This is a genomic window from Roseomonas sp. F4 (genome assembly GCF_053891155.1).
The window spans coordinates 338147-356509 of the sequence record NZ_JBSSHK010000001.1 but is presented as its reverse complement, the minus strand read 5'-3'; the positions used below and the strand labels follow the sequence as shown (position 1 = coordinate 356509).

21 protein-coding genes are annotated in these 18363 nt (G+C 68.8%); 10 read left to right on the top strand and 11 right to left on the bottom strand.

Annotated features, from left to right (window positions below):
* Together ACVFYP_RS01695 and ACVFYP_RS01690 are read left to right on the top strand one after the other, a co-directional pair.
* Entirely contained in the window at window positions 1-948 is a 948-nt protein-coding gene (locus ACVFYP_RS01695; protein ID WP_499198386.1) for a sugar ABC transporter substrate-binding protein, read from the top strand.
* Between the two features lies 1 nt (window position 949).
* Window positions 950-1693: an ATP-binding cassette domain-containing protein gene (locus tag ACVFYP_RS01690; RefSeq protein WP_499198385.1), complete on the top strand. Its 744-nt coding sequence runs from the start codon at window positions 950-952 to the stop codon at window positions 1691-1693.
* 13 nt (window positions 1694-1706) lie between these two features.
* Here ACVFYP_RS01690 and ACVFYP_RS01685 read toward each other — a convergent pair whose 3' ends face one another.
* The 7 genes from ACVFYP_RS01685 to ACVFYP_RS01655 all read right to left on the bottom strand — a co-directional run bounded on the left by ACVFYP_RS01685 (window position 1707) and on the right by ACVFYP_RS01655 (window position 11000).
* The gene (locus ACVFYP_RS01685) at window positions 1707-2681 is read right to left on the bottom strand and encodes an ABC transporter ATP-binding protein (protein WP_499198384.1); all 975 of its coding nucleotides are present in this window, start codon (window positions 2679-2681) and stop codon (window positions 1707-1709) included.
* Complete coding sequence (locus ACVFYP_RS01680) at window positions 2678-3670, bottom strand: ABC transporter ATP-binding protein (protein ID WP_499198383.1); 993 nt, start codon at window positions 3668-3670, stop codon at window positions 2678-2680. Before ACVFYP_RS01680 ends, ACVFYP_RS01685 begins: the two co-directional genes overlap by 4 nt.
* Window positions 3667-4593 (bottom strand): ABC transporter permease, encoded by a 927-nt coding sequence (locus ACVFYP_RS01675; protein ID WP_499198382.1) that lies wholly within the window; start codon window positions 4591-4593, stop codon window positions 3667-3669. Before ACVFYP_RS01675 ends, ACVFYP_RS01680 begins: the two co-directional genes overlap by 4 nt.
* On the bottom strand, window positions 4559-5518 hold the full coding sequence (locus ACVFYP_RS01670; protein WP_499198381.1) for an ABC transporter permease: 960 nt from the start codon (window positions 5516-5518) through the stop codon (window positions 4559-4561). The genes ACVFYP_RS01675 and ACVFYP_RS01670 overlap by 35 nt, the downstream gene beginning before the upstream one ends.
* Window positions 5519-5528: 10 nt before the next feature.
* Window positions 5529-7325, bottom strand: coding sequence for a peptide ABC transporter substrate-binding protein (locus ACVFYP_RS01665; RefSeq protein ID WP_499198380.1), 1797 nt, complete (start codon window positions 7323-7325; stop codon window positions 5529-5531).
* A 138-nt stretch (window positions 7326-7463) separates the two neighbouring features.
* A complete protein-coding gene (locus tag ACVFYP_RS01660; RefSeq protein ID WP_499198379.1) occupies window positions 7464-8663 on the bottom strand; it encodes a M20 aminoacylase family protein in 1200 nt (399 codons plus the stop codon).
* Window positions 8664-8726: 63 nt separating this feature from the next.
* Window positions 8727-11000 carry a xanthine dehydrogenase family protein molybdopterin-binding subunit gene (locus ACVFYP_RS01655; protein ID WP_499198378.1) on the bottom strand — a complete coding sequence of 758 codons (2274 nt, stop codon included), beginning with the start codon at window positions 10998-11000 and terminating at the stop codon, window positions 8727-8729.
* Between the two features lie 151 nt (window positions 11001-11151).
* Between ACVFYP_RS01655 and ACVFYP_RS01650 the strand changes: the two genes are divergently transcribed.
* The 4 genes from ACVFYP_RS01650 to metW all read left to right on the top strand — a co-directional run bounded on the left by ACVFYP_RS01650 (window position 11152) and on the right by metW (window position 13971).
* Entirely contained in the window at window positions 11152-11364 is a 213-nt protein-coding gene (locus ACVFYP_RS01650) for a YMGG-like glycine zipper-containing protein (RefSeq protein ID WP_499198377.1), read from the top strand.
* A 57-nt stretch (window positions 11365-11421) separates the two neighbouring features.
* On the top strand, window positions 11422-12249 hold the full coding sequence (locus ACVFYP_RS01645; RefSeq protein ID WP_499199526.1) for a 23S rRNA (adenine(2030)-N(6))-methyltransferase RlmJ: 828 nt from the start codon (window positions 11422-11424) through the stop codon (window positions 12247-12249).
* 8 nt (window positions 12250-12257) lie between these two features.
* Window positions 12258-13253 carry an NAD(P)H-dependent glycerol-3-phosphate dehydrogenase gene (locus ACVFYP_RS01640; protein WP_499198376.1) on the top strand — a complete coding sequence of 332 codons (996 nt, stop codon included), beginning with the start codon at window positions 12258-12260 and terminating at the stop codon, window positions 13251-13253.
* A gap of 118 nt (window positions 13254-13371) precedes the next feature.
* Window positions 13372-13971, top strand: a complete 600-nt coding sequence (gene metW / locus ACVFYP_RS01635; protein WP_499199525.1) for a methionine biosynthesis protein MetW — start codon at window positions 13372-13374, stop codon at window positions 13969-13971.
* A gap of 12 nt (window positions 13972-13983) precedes the next feature.
* On the opposite strand, the gene ACVFYP_RS01630 is transcribed toward metW, so the two are convergent.
* Window positions 13984-14160: a hypothetical protein gene (locus ACVFYP_RS01630; RefSeq protein ID WP_499198375.1), complete on the bottom strand. Its 177-nt coding sequence runs from the start codon at window positions 14158-14160 to the stop codon at window positions 13984-13986.
* Between the two features lie 298 nt (window positions 14161-14458).
* On the opposite strand from ACVFYP_RS01630, the gene phbB reads away from it, so the two are divergent.
* Genes phbB through yddG form a run of 4 tightly spaced genes read left to right on the top strand, consistent with a single transcriptional unit; the run spans window position 14459 to window position 17074 of the window.
* Complete coding sequence (gene phbB / locus ACVFYP_RS01625; RefSeq protein WP_499198374.1) at window positions 14459-15181, top strand: acetoacetyl-CoA reductase; 723 nt, start codon at window positions 14459-14461, stop codon at window positions 15179-15181.
* A gap of 12 nt (window positions 15182-15193) precedes the next feature.
* On the top strand, window positions 15194-15838 hold the full coding sequence (locus ACVFYP_RS01620; protein WP_499198373.1) for a YciI family protein: 645 nt from the start codon (window positions 15194-15196) through the stop codon (window positions 15836-15838).
* Window positions 15831-16202, top strand: a complete 372-nt coding sequence (locus tag ACVFYP_RS01615; RefSeq protein WP_499198372.1) for a carboxymuconolactone decarboxylase family protein — start codon at window positions 15831-15833, stop codon at window positions 16200-16202. The genes ACVFYP_RS01620 and ACVFYP_RS01615 overlap by 8 nt, the downstream gene beginning before the upstream one ends.
* Before the next feature lie 26 nt (window positions 16203-16228).
* Window positions 16229-17074 carry an aromatic amino acid exporter YddG gene (gene yddG / locus ACVFYP_RS01610; RefSeq protein WP_499198371.1) on the top strand — a complete coding sequence of 282 codons (846 nt, stop codon included), beginning with the start codon at window positions 16229-16231 and terminating at the stop codon, window positions 17072-17074.
* Window positions 17075-17092: 18 nt separating this feature from the next.
* On the opposite strand, the gene ACVFYP_RS01605 is transcribed toward yddG, so the two are convergent.
* The 3 genes from ACVFYP_RS01605 to ACVFYP_RS01595 all read right to left on the bottom strand — a co-directional run bounded on the left by ACVFYP_RS01605 (window position 17093) and on the right by ACVFYP_RS01595 (window position 18262).
* Window positions 17093-17629: a DUF4142 domain-containing protein gene (locus ACVFYP_RS01605; RefSeq protein WP_499198370.1), complete on the bottom strand. Its 537-nt coding sequence runs from the start codon at window positions 17627-17629 to the stop codon at window positions 17093-17095.
* Between the two features lie 86 nt (window positions 17630-17715).
* Window positions 17716-18009 carry a PGPGW domain-containing protein gene (locus tag ACVFYP_RS01600; protein ID WP_499198369.1) on the bottom strand — a complete coding sequence of 98 codons (294 nt, stop codon included), beginning with the start codon at window positions 18007-18009 and terminating at the stop codon, window positions 17716-17718.
* Between the two features lie 52 nt (window positions 18010-18061).
* Window positions 18062-18262 carry a hypothetical protein gene (locus ACVFYP_RS01595; RefSeq protein WP_499198368.1) on the bottom strand — a complete coding sequence of 67 codons (201 nt, stop codon included), beginning with the start codon at window positions 18260-18262 and terminating at the stop codon, window positions 18062-18064.
* Between the last annotated feature and the right edge of the window lie 101 nt (window positions 18263-18363).

The following is an 18363-nucleotide window of genomic DNA, read 5'->3' as shown; positions in this document are numbered from 1 at the left end:
ATGACCGAGACAACACGCCGCGGCGTCCTGCTGGCCGGCGCCAGCCTGCTCGCCGCGCCCGCCTTGGCCCAGGCCAGCACGGATATCGCCATCGTCGGCTTCCAGATGAGCAGCGAGACCCATGCCCGCGCCGCCAATGCCGCCGCCACCGCCGCCCGCGCCAAGGGCTGGACCGCCACGGTGCTGAACAGCGAGGGCGCCCTGCCCCGCCATGCCGAACAGCTCGACACGCTGATCCAGCGTCGCCCGAAGGCGATCATCGTCGCCATGGGCAAGCCGGTGGAGGCGGAAGCGCAGTTCCAGCGCGCCAAGGCCGCCGGCATCCCGGTCATCACCATCATGGCAGGTGCCTCCCCGCACACCGTCTTCGATATTCAGGTGAACGAGTACAAGGTCGGCGCCGATGCGGCGCTCTGGCTGCTGGGGGAGTTGGGCTATCAGGGCAATATCCTGACCCAGCGCTTCGAGGGCAATGTCGGCACCCGCATCCGCGGCAAGGTGCTGGATGCCGTGTTGTCGGAGAATACCGGCGTGCGCGTTCTGGCCACCCACACCATGGCGCGCACCGCATCCTGGCGCGACGATGTCCGCCAGGGTTTTTCGGGCCTGCTGCTGCGCCATGCGGCGAATACCCAGGGCATCTGGGCGAGCTTCGACGGCCAGGCCTTCGTCATCGACGACCTGCTGCAGGCGCGAGGCGTGAAGAAGGGGCAGGTGAAGTTCGTCTCGATCGACGGCGGCGCCGAGACCTATCGCCGCATCGCCGATCCCGAGAGCACGCTGATGGCCACCGTCACCATCCCCTTCGAGGAGATGGGCAACAAGGCGGTGGAGGCGGTGGACCGGATTGTCCTGAAAAACGAACCGAAGGGGGTGATGGCCTCCGGCCCCTACCTGTTCCTCGATTCCGTGCTGGTGGACGGCAACAACGTGCAGCGCTTCCTCTGACATGGCGCTGCTGTCCCTCCGCGGCATCGGCATGCGCTACGGCGCCGTGCAGGCGCTGACCGGCATCGACCTGGATGTGACGGAGGGCGAGGTGCTGGCGCTGTGCGGCGACAATGGCGCCGGCAAGTCCAGCCTGGTGAAGATCCTCTCGGGCGCGCAGGCGCCAAGCGAGGGGAGCATGGTGCTGGATGGCGACGCCACGCGCTTCCGCGGGCCGCAGGACGCCCTGCGGCGCGGCGTCGCCACCATCTACCAGGACCTGGCCGTCGCGCCGCGCCTGTCGATCTGGCAGAACGTCTTTCTGGGATCCGAACTGACGCGGCCCCCCTTCGGCCTGCTCGACAAGCGGCGCATGGCGGAAGCGAGCCGGGGCTATCTGGCGCGGCTGGCGGTGACGATCGCCGATATGGACACGCCGGTGGAACGCCTCTCAGGCGGGCAGCGGCAGGCGGTGGCGATCTGCCGGGCGCTGCGCTGGGACGCGCGCATCATCATCATGGACGAGCCCACCGCCGCGCTCGGCGTGAAGGAGACGGCGCAGGTGCTGGACCTGATCTGCCGCCTGCATGCGGAAGGCCGCACCGTCATCCTGGTCAGCCACGCCATGGGCGATGTGGTGGCCGTGGCGCAGCGGGTGGTGGTTCTGAAGGGCGGGCGTAAGGTCGCCGACCGGCCGGTGGCGGATGGCGGCGGCCGGCTAGAGGCGGCGGACCTCGCCCAGATGATCATCCGCGGCAATGGCTGAGAGGCGCTATCCCTCAGCCTCGCAGATGGCAGGCGACGCGATGGCCCGGCGCGACCTCCCGCAATTCCGGCACCTGCGTCTGGCAGGGCTCCGCCTTCGCGATCGGGCAGCGTGTGTGAAAATGGCAGCCGCTTGGTGGGTTCAGCGGGCTCGGCACATCGCCCTTCAGCATGATGCGCTGGCGCTTCACCGTCGGGTCCGGAATCGGCACGGCGCTGAGCAGCGCTTCGGTATAGGGATGCAGCGGGTTGGTGTAGAGGTCCCGCGCCGAGGCGATCTCCACGATCCGGCCGAGATACATCACCGCCACCCGGTCGCTGGTGTGTTCCACCACCGACAGGTCATGCGCGATGAACAGATAGGTCAGGCCGAATTTCGCCTGGAGATCCTCCAGCAGGTTCACCACCTGCGCCTGGATCGAGACATCCAGGGCCGAGACGGGCTCGTCGCAGACCACCAGCTTCGGCGAGACGGCGAGCGCGCGGGCGATGCCGATGCGCTGCCGCTGGCCGCCCGAGAATTCATGCGGGAAGCGGCGCATCTGGTCGGCGTTCAGCCCCACCGTCTCCAGCAGCTCCACCACCCGGTCTTCCCGTTCCTGCCGCGTGCGGCCGAGATTGTGGATGATCAGCGCCTCGCCAATGATCGCCCCCACCGTCATGCGCGGATTGAGGCTGGCAAAAGGGTCCTGGAAGATGATCTGCATATCGCGCCGCAGCCGCCCGAGCTGCTGGCGATCCATCGCCGTCACTTCCTGGCCTTCGAACCACACGGAGCCCGCGCTGGGTTCCATCAGCCGCAGGATCAGCCGCCCCGTGGTGGATTTGCCGCAGCCGGATTCGCCGACCAGGCCAAGCGTTTCGCCCGGCGCGATGTCGAAGCTGACGCCGGAGACGGCGTGCACCTCCTCGACCTTCCTGCCAAACAATCCTCCGCGCACGGAAAAACGCTTCTCCAGATCCTGCACGCGCAGCAGCGGCTCGGTCATGAGCGGACTTCCGGATACAGGATGCAGGCCACCTTGTGGCCGGGTGCCACCTCCCGCAATGGCGGTTCCGCCGCGGTGCATTCGGGCATCGCGTGGCGGCAGCGCGCGGCGAAGCGGCAGCCGGTGGGCGGGTTGAGCAGGGAGGGCACAGTGCCCGGAATCGCCTCCAGCCGCGCATGGCTGATGGCGGCGCGGTCGATGCGGGGGATGGAGCGGATCAACCCCTGGGTATAGGGATGCATCGGCGTGGCGAACAACGCGCCGACCGGCGCTTCCTCCACCACCTTGCCCGCATACATCACCACCACGCGCTGCGCGACTTCGGCGACCACGCCCATGGCGTGCGTGATCAGCAGCACCGCCATGCCCAGACGCTGCTTCATCTCCGCCAGCAGTTCCAGGATCTGCGCCTGGATCGTCACATCCAGCGCCGTGGTCGGCTCATCCGCGATCAGCAGTTTCGGGCCGCAGGACAGCGCCATGCCGATCATCACGCGCTGACGCATGCCGCCCGAGAACTGGTGCGGATAGTCATGCACTCGGCGCTGCGGGTTCGGGATATTGACCAGCCGCAGCATCTCCGCCGCCCGGTCCATGGCGGCGCGGCGGGACAGGCCTTCGTGCTGGCGCACCGCCTCCGCGATCTGATGGCCCACCGTGTAGACGGGGTTCAGGCTGGTCATCGGTTCCTGGAAGACGAAGCCGATTTCCTTGGAACGGATCTTCTGCATCGCCTCCGAGGGCAGCGGCACCAGGTCCCGCCCCTCGAACATCACCTGGCCGGCGGCGATCTTCCCCGGCGGCATGTCGATCAGCTTCAGCACGGTCTTGGCGGTAACGGTCTTGCCGCAGCCGGATTCGCCGACGATGCAGACCGTCTCCCCGCGATCGACGCCGATATCGATGCCGTCCACTGCGCGCACCCAGCCATCATCGGTGCGAAAATGCACCTTCAGGCCCTGGATTTCGAGAAGGCGCTGACCGGTCACTGGACGCGCCTCGGGTCGAGCGCGTCGCGCAGCCCGTCGCCGACGAAGTTGATGCTGACCACGGCAAGAAAGATGGCGAGCCCTGGGAACAGCGCCCAATGCGGTGCGAAATCCAGATTGTCCTTGGCGTCGAACAATAGCCGCCCCCAGGTCGGTACATCCGGCGGAAAGCCCAGGCCGAGGAAGGACAGCGTGCTTTCGGCGATGATCGCGCCGGCGACATCGATGGTGGCGGCGACAATCACCGGCCCCAGCGCATTGGGCAGGATATGGCGCAGCACCAGCCGCAGCCGGCTGGCCCCCAAGGCACGCGCGGCCTCCACGAACTCCTTCTCCCGCAGGGAGAAGAACTGCGCGCGCACAAGCCGGGCGACAGGCATCCAGTTGAAGATGCCGATCACCGCGACGACCAGGATGAAGACCCCCATCTCCAGCCCGACGATGCTGGTGAGGGATTCGCGGAACAGGTAGATGATCAGCAGCAGCAGCGGCAGTTGCGGCAGGGACAGGAACAGGTCGGTCAGCCACATCAGCGCCGCATCCAGCTTGCCCCCCGCCATGCCGGCGACGCTGCCGACCAGCACGCCAAGTCCGACCGCGACCAGCATGGCGGTGAAGCCCACCGCCAGCGAGATGCGCCCGCCATAAAGGATGCGCGCCAGCAGGTCCTGGCCGAGATCATCCGTGCCCAGCGGATGCGCCCAGGAGGGGCTTTCGAGACGGGCCGTGAAGTCGATCTCGTCGATCGGCAGCGTCCAGATCAGCGGGCCGAACAGCACGGCGAAGACCAGGATGAACAGCACCACCGCGCTGACCACCGCAAGCCTGTGCTTGCGGAAGCGGCGCCACGCCTCGCCCCATGGACCGATATGGGGCTTCCGGGCGGGGCTAGCGGTAGCTGATACGGGGATCGAGCCAGCCATACAGAATATCCGCCACCAGGTTGAAGAAGATGACCAGGATCGCGAAGACGAAGGTGACGGCCATGATCACCGGCGTGTCGTTCGACAGGATCGAGGTGACGAGCAGCGAGCCGATGCCGGGGATGCGGAAGATCTGTTCCGTCACGATGGCGCCGCCAAAGACCGCAGGCATCTGCAAAGCCACCAGCGTGACCACCGGGATCATGGCGTTGCGCACGACATGCAGGATGGTGACGCGCGATTCCGGCAGGCCCTTGGCGCGCGCCGTGGTCACATGGTCCAGACGGATCACATCCAGCACCGCGGAGCGCACATAGCGCGTCCAGGCCGCGCCCTGGAACAGGCCCAGCACCATGATCGGCATGATGGTCTGGCGCAGCATCTGCCACCACCAGTTCAGGCCCGTCGCCTCGATATCCGTGCGGAAGACGAAGGGCAGCCAGTCCAGATGGATGGAGAACAGCAGGATCATCAGCAGCCCGGTGAAGAAAGTGGGCAGCGAGAAGCCGATGAAGGCCAGTGTATTGGCCACCTGGTCGAAGATCGAATAGGGCCGCGTCGCCGCATAGACGCCGACCGGCAGCGCGATGCACAGCGCCACGATCTGCGCCAGGCCGATCACCGCGATGGTGGTCGGCAGGCGTTGCAGAATCAGCTGGTCCACCGGGATGCGGCTGACGAAGGAATAGCCCCATTCGCCGCGCAGCATCGCCGTCAGCCAGGACAGGTAGCGTTCATGGATCGGGTCATCCAGCCCGAGGCTGGCGCGCAGATGCGCGCGCACATCTGGCGGGATGGCGGGGTTGGATGCCAGCTCCTCGAAGGGATCGCCCGGCGCGAGCGCCAGGATGGTAAAAAGGATCACGCTGATCCCGAGCAGGCTCGGGATCGCGATCAGAAGGCGACGGGTGAGGTAGTTGCCCACGCGAGGAAGATCAGGTCTCGCGCCACCAATCGCTGAGCAGCCATGTGGTGCCGTCCCAGCCGCTCAGCACATGCCGCAGGTTGTTCAGGCTGGCGCTGACGAGGGGCCGCTTCACCAGCGGGATAACGTGGTTGCTGGAGACAACGATGTCGTTCATGCGGATGAACAGCGCGGCGCGCTTCACGGGGTCCAGCTCGCCCTGCGATTCGCGGAAGATGCGGTCATACTCCTCCGACCGGAAGCGAAGGATGTTGCGGCCCTGCCAGTTATTGGCCTTGGACGACGCCTCCCAGGACACGTACTGGTTCATGAAGCGCTCGGGATCCGCCTGCGGCATCGTCGTCGTGTACATCTGCATGTCAGCGAAGAACTTGACGTAGGTGTCCGGGTTCGCGACGTCGGAGGAGAAGAACACCGAGGCGGTCACGGACTTCAGCTCCAGGTCGATGCCGGCGCGCTGGGCCGCCTGCTTGTAGACCGCCTGGGTGCGCTGACGCGGCGCATTGACCGAGCTCTGGTAGATGAAGCGCAGCCGCACGCCGTCCTTGGCGCGGATGCCGTCCCGCCCGCGCACCCAGCCGGCGGCGTCCAGGATTTCGTTCGCCTTGGCGATGCTGAATTCCCAGCGCATGTTGGGGGAGGTGAAGCGCGGCGGCGCATTCAGGAAGTTCGCCGTCGCCGGGCCACCACGGCCGTAGATGAACTGCTCCAGCGCGTTGCGGTCGATCAGCAGCGCCATCGCCTCGCGCACCTTGGGGTCGCGGAAGGCCGGGTGTTCGGACTTGACCGAGGCGCGCTCGCCATCAACTTCCCGGTGCGGATCGGTGGTGTTGAGCTGCACGAACTCGATATTGGCGCCTTCGACAATGTTCACCTTGCCGCGGCCCGCGGCTTCCAGACGCTTCAGGATCTCGTCTTCCACCTGAAGGTTCCAGGCATAGTCGAAATCCGCCGTCTGCATCACCGCCCGCGCGGCGGAGACCGCATCGCCGCCGCCCTTGATTTCCAGCGTGTCGAAATAGGGGCGATTGTTCTGGTGATAGTTCGGGTTCAGCTCCGCCCGCAGATTGTCGCCGGGCGCGAAGGAGACGAATTTATAGGCGCTGGTGCCCACCGGCCGCAGGTTCGTCGGCGCATCCCGCGCATTGGACCCGGCGTAATCCTTGAACAGATGCTTCGGGATCAACTGCCCGATGGAGGCGACGAAAGCGTCCGCCCAGAAGGGTGAGGGCTGGGCGAATTCGACCCGCACCGTGTGGTCATCCACCTTCACGACATTGACGTCGCGATAGGAGCCGGAGGAGACCGCGGCGACAGCCGGGCTCTTCGCATATTCCCAGTTGAAGATGACATCGTCGGCCGAGAAGTCCTGGCCGTCATGCCACTTCACGCCGCGCTTCAGCTTCCAGGTGACGGAGCGGCCATCGGCCGACAGCCCGCCATTATCAGTGGAGGGAATCTCCGCAGCGAGGATCGGGTGCAGCGTGCCATCGGCGGCCCAGCCGGCCAGCGGTTCATAGAAGACGCGGCTGGCGTCCGAATTGGTGGTGCCGGACCCGAAATGCGGGTTCAGCAGCGTCGCCGCCTGCCAGTACAGGATCTTCAGCGCCCCGCCGCCGCCGCGACGCGACGGCGCATAGCTCGGCACGGATTGCGCGGAGGCCGGCGAGATGCCGTGCAGCGCCAGAAGCTGCGTCGCCATCGGCGCCGTCAGCCCCACCGCCGCCATCCGCTTCACGAAGCCGCGGCGCGACAGCGCGCCGCGCTGGACGCGCCCGATCATCTGGCGCAGATCGTCCTCGTTCATGCCCAACTCTCCCAAGCCTCAATTGTGCCCGCTGGCGCCAGGTCTGTTCGACCGCCCGGCTGCCTTCGGGAAACCCCTGTGGCGGGAACGCTACAGCATGAAGCCGAGCTGTCTAACCCCTTTTTTCGCAGCCCATCCTCAGCGCCGCTGCTGGCCGAGCTCCTGGTCCACGACACTGACCCAATAGGCGACGCCCATCGGGATGATCGCGTCGTTGAAGTCGAAATGCGGCGTGTGCAGATTGGGCGAGGTGCCGTCCGGCCCCGAACCACCGCCCAGGAACATGAAGGCGCCCGGCCGCGCTTCCAGCATCAGCGCGAAATCCTCGCCACCTGTCACCGGCGGGAAGTTCGCATCCACCGCCTTGTCGCCGACCAGCGCGGCGGCCGCGCTGATCGCCAGCTCGGTCTGCTCGGCATGGTTCACCAGCGCCGGCACGCCGCGCTGATAGGTGACCTCCGCCGTGCAGCCATGCATCGCCGCCAGGCCCTGCGCCAGCTCCCCGATCCGGCGTTCCAACAGGTCGCGCACCGCCGGGGTGTAGCTGCGGGAGGTTCCGGTGACGGTCAGCTCCGCCGGCATGACGTTGGAGGAGACCGGCGAGCCGCCCTGGATCGAACCAACGCTGAGCACGGCGGCATCCACCGCCGCCACGTTGCGCCCGACGATGGTCTGCAAGGCCAGCACGAAATGCGCCTGCACGATGGTGATGTCGGTGGCGAGATGCGGCGTCGATCCGCCATGGCCGCCCGTGCCACGGAACACCACGGCGAAACGGTCGGCGGCGGCGAGCGCCGGCCCCTTGCGCGTCGCGAACTGCCCGGCCGGCAGGGTCGGCTTGTTGTGCAGGCCATAGATTGTGTCGCAGGGGAAGCGATCGAACAGCCCATCCGACAGCATCGCCTTGGCGCCACCGCGGCCTTCTTCGGCAGGCTGGAAGATCAGATGCACCGTGCCGGCGAAATCCCGGTTTTCCGAAAGCCAGCGCGCCGCGCCGAGCAGCATGGTGGTGTGCCCGTCATGGCCGCAGGCATGCATGACGTCCGGATTGGTGGAGGCATAGGGCTTGCCCGTCGCCTCCGGGATCTGCAGCGCATCCATATCGGCGCGCAGGCCGATCACCCGCTGGCCCGGCCGTGTGCCGCGGATGGTGCCGACCACGCCAAAGCGGCCGATGCCCTCCTCCACCTCCACGCCGTAGTCGCGCAGCTGCTTCGCCACCAGGGCGGAGGTGCGCACCTCCTCCATCCCCAGCTCGGGGTGGGCGTGGATGTCCTGCCGGATGGCGGCGAGTTCCGCCTGCCAGGCCTTCACGCCCTCGATCACCGCCTCGTTCATGCTGCGCCCCTGTCGGATGAGGCGCGCAGCATGAACCGGGGCGGCCGCGCTGGCGAGGCCGCTCTACGCCCCTTGCAGCGCCCGCCAAACCCGTTCCGGCGTCATCGGCAACTCCACCCGCGCCCCGCCCAGCGCATCCGCCACGGCATTGGCCAGCGCCGCCGGGGCGCCATTGGTCGGCAGTTCCCCCACCCCCTTGATGCCCAGCACGTTGTTCGGCGTCGGGCTCGGCAGGGAGAGCAGCGTGAAATCCGGCAGCTCCGCCGCGCGCGGCATGGCGTAGTCCATCAACGTGGCGGCCAGCATCTGTCCCTCCGCGTCATAGCGCGCATCCTCCGACAGGGCCTGGCCGATGCCGGCGACCCAGCCCCCGTGCAGCTGCCCGGCCAGCAGCATCGGGTTCACCACCCTGCCGGCGTCGAAGGCGCAGGCGAAGCGGTCGAGCACCACCGCGCCAGTCTCCGGGTCGATCTCCACCTCGCACAGCGCGATGCCGGCGGGCCAGCTTTCCACCGTGGCGTCGAATTCCGCGAGACCCCGCAGCCCACCGGCCCGCGCCGCCACCTCCACCAGACCGATGCGTCGGTCGGTGCCTGCAATCTCATAGCCGCCGTCGCGCCAGGCGATATCGGCCGCCGCCGCCTCCAGCAATTCGGCCGCCGCATCCCGTCCCTGCTCGATCGCCGCCTCCGATGCCCGCGCCAGGGTAGTGCCGGAGATGATGGTGGAGGACGATCCTCCCGTGCCACCGCCGCGCGGCAGGGCGGCGCTGTCGCCCTGGATCACCCGCACCCGCTCCGGTGCCACGCCGAAGCGGGCGGCGATGATCTGGGCATAGGCGGTGGCATGGCCCTGCCCCTGGCTCTGCGTGCCGGTACGGGCCTCGATGCGCCCATCCGCGAGAACCTCGACGACGGAGGTCTCGTCGCCCCAGCCGCCGGAACCGTGCAGATGGCAGGCCAGACCCCGCCCGCGACGCCGCCCGGCGGCGGCGGAAGCCGCGCGCCGTGCCGCGAAGCCCGCCGCATCGCCGAGGTCCAGCACCGCATCGAGCAGCGCCGGCGGGTCGCCGCTGTCGTAGCGGTAGCCCAGCGCGGTGCGGAACGGGTAGTCGCCGGGGCTCAGCAGATTGCGGCGCCGCAGCTCCACCGGGTCCCAGCCGCCCTCTTGCGCCGCGACATCCACCACACCTTCCAGCAGCACCAGCGCCTCCGGCTTGCCGGCGCCGCGCACGGCGTCCACGGGGGCGGTGTTGCTGAAGGCGCCGCGCAGAGCGATGTGGATGGCGGGGATGCGGTAGAGGCCGCCCAGCACCTTGGCCATGCCGCCGGTCGGGATGGTGGGGGCGACGGTGGACACGAAGGCGCCGAAATTCGCCACCCCCTCCAGCTTCAGGGCCAGGAAGCGGCCCTCCGCATCCAGGGCCAGCGACGCCTCCGCCACCAGGTCGCGGGCATGGGTATCCGCCAGGTGATGCTCCGCGCGGTCCTGCACCCAGCGCACATCGCGCCGCAATTCCCAGGCGGCGAAGCAGGCCAGAGCCTGTTCGGGATAGGGCGGCAGCTTGGGGCCGAAGCCGCCGCCGACATCCGGCGTCAGCACCCGCAGCCGGTCCCTGGGCCAGCCCAGTATGTGATCGCACAGCACCCGGTGCAGCAGATGCACACCCTGGGAGGGGGTGGTCAGCTCCACCTGCCCGTTCTGCCACCGCGCCAGCGCGGATCGCGTTTCCAGATAGCCAGCCAGAATACGCGGGGACCTGGCGGAGAGGCGCGCCACCTGCGCGGCGCCCGCGAAGGCAGCCTCCACCGCCGCCGCATCGCCCTTGGTCCAGTCGCAGACGAGGTTGCCGGGCGCCTGGTCGTGCAGTTGCGGCGCGCCGGCGCGCAACGCGTCGTCACCGCGCACCACGGCGGGCAGCGCATCATAATCCACCGCCACCATCTCCGCCGCGTCGCGCGCCGCCGCCAGGCTCTCCGCGACCACCATGGCCACCACCTCCCCCACATGGCGCACGCGGTCGGTGGGGATGGGCGGCCGGTGCGGCTCCACATGACGGCGGCCGGCCGCATCGTGGATTTCCGACACGGCCGGGTTGTGACCGAGCCCCGCAACCTCCGCCGCGGTGAACACCGCCACCACCCCCGGCAGCGCCCGCGCGGCCGCAGTGTCGATGCCCAGGATGCGCGCATGGGCATGGGGCGACCGGACGAACACGGCCTGCAAGGCGCCATCGGCGGCGATATCGGCCGTGAAGCGGCCGCCGCCGGTCAGCAGGCGTGGGTCCTCCAGCCGCCGCAGTGGCTCGCCCAGGCCTGGAAGAACATCGAACGCCATGTCGGCCCCCTGTTGATCGCCCAAACTGGCGGAATCCGGCGGGAATGGGGAGGGGTGGATCTGCGCCGCATGGACCGGCCGGAACCGCCCCCCCGGAACCGCCCCGGCCTCTCCGCGTTTCGCCACCTGTCACATTAGGAAGGACGCTCCGATGACCATGATCCCCCGTCTCGCTGCCGCCCTGGTTCTCACCGCCGCCGTCGCCGCCTGCGGCCAGACGCCTGGTCAGCGCGCCGTTTCCGGCGGCCTGCTCGGTGCCGGCACCGGCGCGGCGGTCGGCTCGCTCTCCGGCAATGCCGGCACGGGCGCGCTGATTGGTGGTGGCGTGGGCGCCGTTGGCGGCGCTGTCACCGCGCCACGCTAACAAGGCCATGCGACAGGCGGGTTGCGTCGCCGGTCCGGCGGCGCTACCCGCTGCGGCGTGAATTACCGCCACGCCTTTCACGCCGGCAATGCCTGTGACGTCGCCAAGCACGCGCTGCTGGTGGCCCTGCTCCAGGCCTTGCGAGCCAAGGAAAAGCCCTTCCGGGTCCTGGATACCCATGCCGGGATCGGCAGCTACGTCCTGGCCTCCTCCGAGGCGGAACGTACGGGTGAATGGCGCGCCGGAATCGGATTGGTGGCGGATGTCACCGAGGGTTCGCTGGCCGATTATACGAGCCAGGTGCGCGCCGCCGGCTTTCCGGACATCTATCCAGGCTCCCCAGAACTCATCCGCGCCCTGCTGCGGCCCCAGGATCAGTTGACGCTCTGCGAGTTGCACCCGGAAGACCACGCCACGCTGCGCGCCCGCTATCGCGGTGACCGGCAGGTTGCCGTGCATGGTCGAGATGCCTGGGAAGCGCTGGAAGCCCTGACCCCCTTCCCGGAGCGCCGTGGCCTGGTGCTGATCGACCCGCCCTTCGAACAGCCGGGCGAATTCGAGCGGTGCGCGACCGCCCTGGCACGGCTGCGCCACCGCTTCCGCGCCGGCATTGTGGCCGTCTGGTATCCCATCAAACACCGCGCCCCGCCCCGCGCCTTCCACACCGCCTTGCAGGATGCCACGGTGCCGGATTGTATCGCTGCCGAATTGCTGCTGCGCGAACCCACTGACCCCACCCGCCTGAATGGCTGCGGGCTGCTGGTGGCCAATGCGCCCTTTGGCTTCGCCGAGCAGGCGCAGGCCATTCTGGGCGCGCTGGTCCCGCTGTTGGCGCCCGGGGAGCCCGGGGCCGGCGCGCTGGTCACCCGTATCACCCCGGAATAGAGGCCAGCATGCCGCCACGCGCCCGTCGTCGCATCGCGGTTCTGGGCGCCGGCGCCTGGGGCACGGCACTGGCCTTGCAGGCGGCACGTGCCGGCAATGCCGTGACGCTGTGGACCCGCGACGCCGATCGCGCCGCCGCCATCGACCAGGCGCGTGAGAACGCGCGCTACCTGCCCGGCCATGTGCTGAGCCCGGCCATCAGCCTGACCGCCGATGCGGCGGCGGCGATGGAAGGCGCGATCTTTGCCCTGCTGGTGGTGCCGGTGCAGCATCTGCGCGGGGTGCTGGACGGTTGGCCCGAAACCGCCTGCCCGCTGGTGGTCTGCGCCAAGGGGGTGGAGCGCGGCACGCTGCGCCTGCCGCTCGAAATCGTTTCGGAGGCGCGCCCCAACAATGCCGCCGCGGTGTTGTCGGGGCCCAACTTCGCCGGCGAGGTCGCGCGCGGCCTGCCCGCCGCCGCCGTGGTGGCCAGCCCGGATGCGCGGCTGCGCGGAATGGTGGCGGATCTGCTCGGCACCGCCGGCTTCCGGCTCTATGGCGGGGACGACCCGCTGGGCGTGCAGGTCGGCGGCGCCGCCAAGAATGTCATTGCCATCGCCGCCGGGGCGGTGATGGGCGCCGGGCTCGGCGAGAATGCGCGCGCCGCGCTGGTCACGCGCGGCCTGGCGGAATTGTCGCGGCTGACCGTGGCGCTGGGCGGGCGGGCGGAGACGGCGGCGGGGCTTTCGGGCCTCGGCGACCTGCTGCTGACCACCACCGGCCCGGGCAGCCGCAACACCTCCCTCGGCATGGAACTGGCGCGCGGCGCGTCGCTGGAAGCCGCCCTGGCCGGGCGGGTCAGCGTGGCGGAGGGGGTGGAAACCGCGCCGGCTCTGGTGGCGCGGGCGGCGGCGGCGGGGGTGGAACTGCCGATCTGCGCGGCGGTGGCGGAGCTGCTGGCCGGCGACCTGACCATCGGCGATGCCATGGGCCGGCTGCTGGCGCGGCCGAGACGCGACGAATAGGGCGCACCCCGCGGCAGCGATTCCCTCCCACGCCGCCTTGCTGTAAAGCAGGCGCGCCAGTCACCCGAGGGGGATGCGCGTGCCCGACGCGATGGAAGTGCGGTTCGTCGCCAAGAACATGCGGCTCGATCTCCGCCTGATCGCGGAGATGGTGGAGCCTGGCACGCGGGTGCTGGATATCGGCTGCGGCGACGGTCTGCTGATCGAGCATCTGACCCGCGAAAAGCGCGCCGATGCCCGCGGCATCGAGATCGACATGGCCGAGGCGACGGAGGCCGTGGCCGCCGGCCTGCCGGTGATTCATGGCGATGCCGATGCCGACCTGGCCTTCTACCCGGACGGCGCCTTCGACTATGTGGTGCTGTCCCGGACCCTTCAGGCGGTGGAACGGCCGAGGGAGGTCCTGCGCCAGATGCTGCGCATCGGCGAAAGGGCCATCGTGTCCTTCCCCAATTTCGGCCATTGGCAGCTGCGCATGCGGCTGCTGCTGACCGGCCGGATGCCGGATAACGAGACCTGGGACCGCCCCTGGTACGAGACCCCGAACATCCACCCCTGCACCATCCGTGACTTCTTCGAACTGTGTCGGATGGAGAACTACGTGGTGGAACGCTGGCTGGCGGTTGATGAGAAGGGGCTGCGTTCCCCCTGGAAGCGCTCCCCCTGGCTCGCCAACCTGTTCGGCGAACAGGCGCTGTTCCTGCTGCGGCGGCGCTGAGGCGCCCTTCCGTCAGTTCAGATGCACCCCGGAAGGTGGGATGGTGGGCATGAGCTCCGCCGCGATGGCGGCATGCCGGGCGGCGTCTTCGGCGCCGAGGCGCCGACATTCGGCCTCGACATAGGCGAGTAGCAGCATGATGGCGTTGCGATCCGTAGCTTCAGCGGCTGCGCGCTTGCGGGTCGGCATTTTTTTATGGGTCCTGGTCGGTACGGGAAATTGAGACGTGGCCGATGCCATTATGGCATGTCGGGTTTGGGGCGCGAGTTCAAAAATCAAAAAAATCGACATTACTAGCGTGGCAGTGCTCAGCTTGTGGAACGCAGGCTCTGGAATTGATGGCGCGGGTGGGAATTGCGCCGCCAGTCTGGCCGGGCGAGGATGGCCAGCGGGCCGTTTGCCGGCCACGATATGGACGGGACGGCGGCCGGCTCGGCGCACGGCGCGGACACCGACAACAGTGCAACGAACAGGGAAGGATGCCAGCATGGCACGGGTGGCTTTGGTGACGGGCGGGCAGCGCGGGATCGGCGCCGCCATCAGTGAGGCGCTGCAGGCCGCCGGCCGCAAGGTCGTCGCCTCCTATGCCGGGAATGACGCCGCGGCGCAGGCCTTCACCGAACGCACCGGCGTCCCCTGCTACAAGTTCGATGTCGGCGACTTCGACGCCTGCCTCGCCGCGGTGGCGAAGATCGAGGCGGAGGTCGGCCCGATCGAGATCCTGGTGAACAATGCCGGCATCACCCGCGACGCCATGATGCGCAAGCTGACGCGGCAGATGTGGGACGACGTCATCGATACGAATCTCGGCTCCTGCTACAACATGTGCAAGGCGGTCTGGGATGGGATGAGCGCCCGCAAGTTCGGCCGCATCGTCAATATCGGCTCGATCAACGGCCAGGCCGGCCAGCTCGGCCAGGTGAATTACGCCGCCGCCAAATCGGGCATCCACGGCTTCACCAAGGCCCTGGCCCTGGAAGGCGCGCGCAGCCAGATCACGGTGAACGCCGTCGCCCCCGGCTATGTGGACACCGAGATGGTGCGCGCCGTGCCGCCGGACGTGCTGGAGAAGATCATCGCCCGCATCCCGCGCGGCCGGCTCGGCACTGCCCATGACATCGCCCGCGGCGTCACCTTCCTCACCGCCGATGATGCGGACTTCGTCACCGGCTCGACGCTGTCCATCAATGGCGGCCAGCATATGTATTGAGGGGTTTCCGCCGTGACCTATGCGATCCTGGCCTGGGACGGGACGGATGCGGAAGCGCCCGCCCGCCGCGCCGCCGCCCGCGCCGCCCATGTCGCCTTCATCACGGCGGAGGCCGCGGCCGGGCGACTGCTGCTCGGCCTGCCGCTGCACGATGAGGCCGGGCGCAGCCTGGGCTCGTTGATGATCATCGCGGGGGATGCGGCGGCACGGGACGCCTATCTGGCGTCCGAACCCTTCGCCACCTCCGGCGTCTGGCGGAAGGTGGAGGCGCATCCCTTCGGCCTCGCCCCCCTGCCCTACCAGCCCTGGCCCTCGCCGGATGCGCCGGGGCCGACGGGTCGCACCCATTCCGTGCTGATCGGCTGGGATGGCACCGATGCCGCCGCGCTGGACCGGCGCATGGCCGCAAGGCCGGCGCATTTCGCCCGCGTGAAACCGATGGCCGCCGATGGCACGCTGCTGTTTGGCGGCGCGATTTTCGACGCGCCCGGCGGCCGCATGATCGGCTCCATCGCCGCGACGAACCATACCAGCCATGCCGCCGCCCGCGCCTGGGTGGAGGCCGATCCCTATTTCACCGGCGATGTCTGGCGCGACATCACGATCCAGGCCACCGCCTTCCGCGCCCTGCCCTACGTGCCCCTGCCCCATGGCTGAGGATTTCGCCCCCGAGGCCCTCGCGGTCTTTGAGGAGATCAAGGCGGCGCGCGGCGTGCCGGAGGTCAACAACTTCTGGAAAGCGCTCGCCGTCGATCCGGTGCTGCTGCGACGGACCTGGGAGAGCCTGTCGGCCGTGATGGCGCCGGGCGCGCTGGATCCGCTGGTGAAGGAGATGCTGTATCTCGCCGCATCGATGACCAGCGGCTGCGCCTATTGCACCGCCAGCCATACCGCGGCGGCCCGCGCCAAGGGCATGACGACAGCGCAGTATGGGGAATTGCTGGCCGTGATCGGCATGGCGGCCGAGACCAACCGGCTGGCCGAGGCGCTGCGGGTGCCGATCGACCCACAATTCCAGTGACCGGCCCGCCGTCGTAGAAGCAGCGCATGTCTCCCGCCACCCTTGCCGGCTGCGGCGCGCTCGCGCTGTGGGCCTTCCTCGCGCTGCTGTCCCGGCTCGCCGCCGGCCTGCCGCCCCTGCAGCTCACCGCCATGGGTTTTTGCGTGGGCGGTCTGGTGGGCCTGGCCGTCGTGCTGGCCAAAGGGCGACAAGCGCTGCTCCGGCAACCGCCCATCGCCTGGCTGCACGGTGTCGGCGGGCTGTTCGGCTATCACGCGCTGTATTTCATCGCCCTGGCCCTGGCCCCGGCGGTGGAGGCGAATCTCATCAACTATCTCTGGCCGCTGCTGATCGTGCTGCTCTCCGCGCCATTGCGCGGGCTGCGGCTGGGGCCGGCGCGGCTGGCCGGCGTCGGGCTGGGCTTTCTGGGCTGCGCCCTGCTGGTGGGCACAGGCGCCCGCTTCCCGGCGGAGGCCCTGCCCGGCTTCCTGGCGGCGCTGGGCTGCGCGGTGGTCTGGGCGGTCTATTCCGTCACCTCCGGCACCCGGCGCCTGGCGACGGTGCCGACCGAGGCGGTGGCGAGCTTCTGCCTGGGCACCGCAGCCCTGGCAGCGCTGACGCATCTGGGCTTCGAGACGACGGTTATCCCCGATGCGGGGCAATGGATGGCGGTGCTGTTGCTAGGCCTGGGGCCGGTCGGCGCCGCCTTCTTCCTGTGGGATATCGGCATGAAGCGCGGTGACCCTCGGCTTCTGGGCACACTGGCCTATGCCGTGCCCGTCGCCTCCACCCTGCTGCTGATCCTGGCGGGGGAAGGCGTTTTCACCACCAAGGTGGTGGTCGCGACGTTGATGGTGGCGGGCGGCGGCTTCATCGCCGCCCGCGCAAGTTAAGTCACGCCGGACGCATCATCACGCCGGACGGGGCGCCTGCAGGGCCTCGGCACGCTGCAGGAAGCTGCGGATCGTGCCCTGATGCTTCACGGCGAAGGCCTTCAGCGCCGGCACTTCGCCATTCTGGGCGTAGGAGTCGAACAGCATCACCGCTTCCTTGTAGGAATCGACCTGCATCTGGACCCACCAACGGTTCAGCTCGTCCCCATCCAGCCCGCGCAGCCGCTCCAGCCGCGCCAGCATCGGGCCGTCGCCGGCGGAGGGCAGCCGCGTCGTGGCTTCCGGCATCGCCCGCAGCTCGGCCGCCATCGCGGCATGCGCGGTGGTGATGTCCTGGGCCAGCTGGCGGATCTGCGGATGCGCGCTCTTCTCCAACAGCATCTGGCTGGACTGCGCGGCGAAGGTATCGCCGATCGTCGCCTGTTCCACGAAGCGGTTGGCGCCGACGCTGGTGGTGTTCAGCAGGTCCAGCACGCCGGTCGGGCGATCCTGCGCCATCAGCGGCAGGGCAGGAAGCAGCATGGCACCGGCGAGAAAAAGACTGCGGCGATTCATCGTGTGGTCTCCTGGCTGGTCTCGTTGTGCCCCAGGAAACGTCGCAAGGCGGCGCAGGTTGCTCGATGCGCCAGCTTTGGTGACATTCAGCTACGTCTCAGAACGCGCCGGGTTGTGGCGCGGAGACTTTGCCAGCCGGCCTCACTGCGCAGGATGAGACGGGTTTCCATCACCTCCACCTTCGCCACCACCTTGGGCCAGCGCTGGTCGGCCCAGCTCAGCCCGCGATGCGCCCAATGGTACTGGTGACGCAGCACGAACAGGCCCAGCGCGAAGCAGACCGCCCCCGGCAGAATCGGCAGCACGCCGCCGATCGGACTGATGACGATAAGCGACCACCCGGCGCATTTGCGCCGGATGGAGGGACGGTATTCCATCATGCGCCGCAAATGGCCCTTCGCCCTTGGCAAAGCAACGGCCAGAAGCGCCGGGTCAGCCCAGCGCCGTGATGATCACCGCGATCAGGATGAACAGGGCGGAGAGTGCGCCACCGGCGCGCACCAGCTCACCCGCCTTCTCCCGCGTGACAAGGGGACCGGCAGGCGGACGCTCCACCGGCTTGCCGGCCGGCGGGTCGCCATAGGGGTCATGCAGACCCAGGAATTCGGAGCGCGGCCTGTTCGCCTGCGACATGGGTACCCTGTGACTTGGAAGCAGGGCGAGGTTAGCCGCCAAGGCCCGCCACCAAAACCAACCCGGGGTTGCGCGAAACTGAAGTGAAACACAACCGAAAC

Bases quoted from the DNA above. Each gene is read 5' to 3' on its own strand.
- phbB (WP_499198374.1), top strand. From the start codon at position 14,459: ATGGCACGGGTGGCTTTGGTGACGGGCGGGCAGCGCGGGATCGGCGCC.
- ACVFYP_RS01615 (WP_499198372.1), top strand. From the start codon at position 15,831: ATGGCTGAGGATTTCGCCCCCGAGGCCCTCGCGGTCTTTGAGGAGATC.
- ACVFYP_RS01690 (WP_499198385.1), top strand. From the start codon at position 950: ATGGCGCTGCTGTCCCTCCGCGGCATCGGCATGCGCTACGGCGCCGTG.
- ACVFYP_RS01595 (WP_499198368.1), bottom strand. From the start codon at position 18,262: ATGTCGCAGGCGAACAGGCCGCGCTCCGAATTCCTGGGTCTGCATGAC.
- ACVFYP_RS01640 (WP_499198376.1), top strand. From the start codon at position 12,258: ATGCCGCCACGCGCCCGTCGTCGCATCGCGGTTCTGGGCGCCGGCGCC.
- ACVFYP_RS01630 (WP_499198375.1), bottom strand. From the start codon at position 14,160: ATGCCGACCCGCAAGCGCGCAGCCGCTGAAGCTACGGATCGCAACGCC.
- ACVFYP_RS01695 (WP_499198386.1), top strand. From the start codon at position 1: ATGACCGAGACAACACGCCGCGGCGTCCTGCTGGCCGGCGCCAGCCTG.
- ACVFYP_RS01650 (WP_499198377.1), top strand. From the start codon at position 11,152: ATGACCATGATCCCCCGTCTCGCTGCCGCCCTGGTTCTCACCGCCGCC.
- ACVFYP_RS01600 (WP_499198369.1), bottom strand. From the start codon at position 18,009: ATGATGGAATACCGTCCCTCCATCCGGCGCAAATGCGCCGGGTGGTCG.
- yddG (WP_499198371.1), top strand. From the start codon at position 16,229: ATGTCTCCCGCCACCCTTGCCGGCTGCGGCGCGCTCGCGCTGTGGGCC.
- ACVFYP_RS01685 (WP_499198384.1), bottom strand. From the start codon at position 2,681: ATGACCGAGCCGCTGCTGCGCGTGCAGGATCTGGAGAAGCGTTTTTCC.
- ACVFYP_RS01660 (WP_499198379.1), bottom strand. From the start codon at position 8,663: ATGAACGAGGCGGTGATCGAGGGCGTGAAGGCCTGGCAGGCGGAACTC.
- ACVFYP_RS01655 (WP_499198378.1), bottom strand. From the start codon at position 11,000: ATGGCGTTCGATGTTCTTCCAGGCCTGGGCGAGCCACTGCGGCGGCTG.
- ACVFYP_RS01605 (WP_499198370.1), bottom strand. From the start codon at position 17,629: ATGAATCGCCGCAGTCTTTTTCTCGCCGGTGCCATGCTGCTTCCTGCC.
- metW (WP_499199525.1), top strand. From the start codon at position 13,372: ATGCGGCTCGATCTCCGCCTGATCGCGGAGATGGTGGAGCCTGGCACG.
- ACVFYP_RS01665 (WP_499198380.1), bottom strand. From the start codon at position 7,325: ATGAACGAGGACGATCTGCGCCAGATGATCGGGCGCGTCCAGCGCGGC.
- ACVFYP_RS01675 (WP_499198382.1), bottom strand. From the start codon at position 4,593: ATGGCTGGCTCGATCCCCGTATCAGCTACCGCTAGCCCCGCCCGGAAG.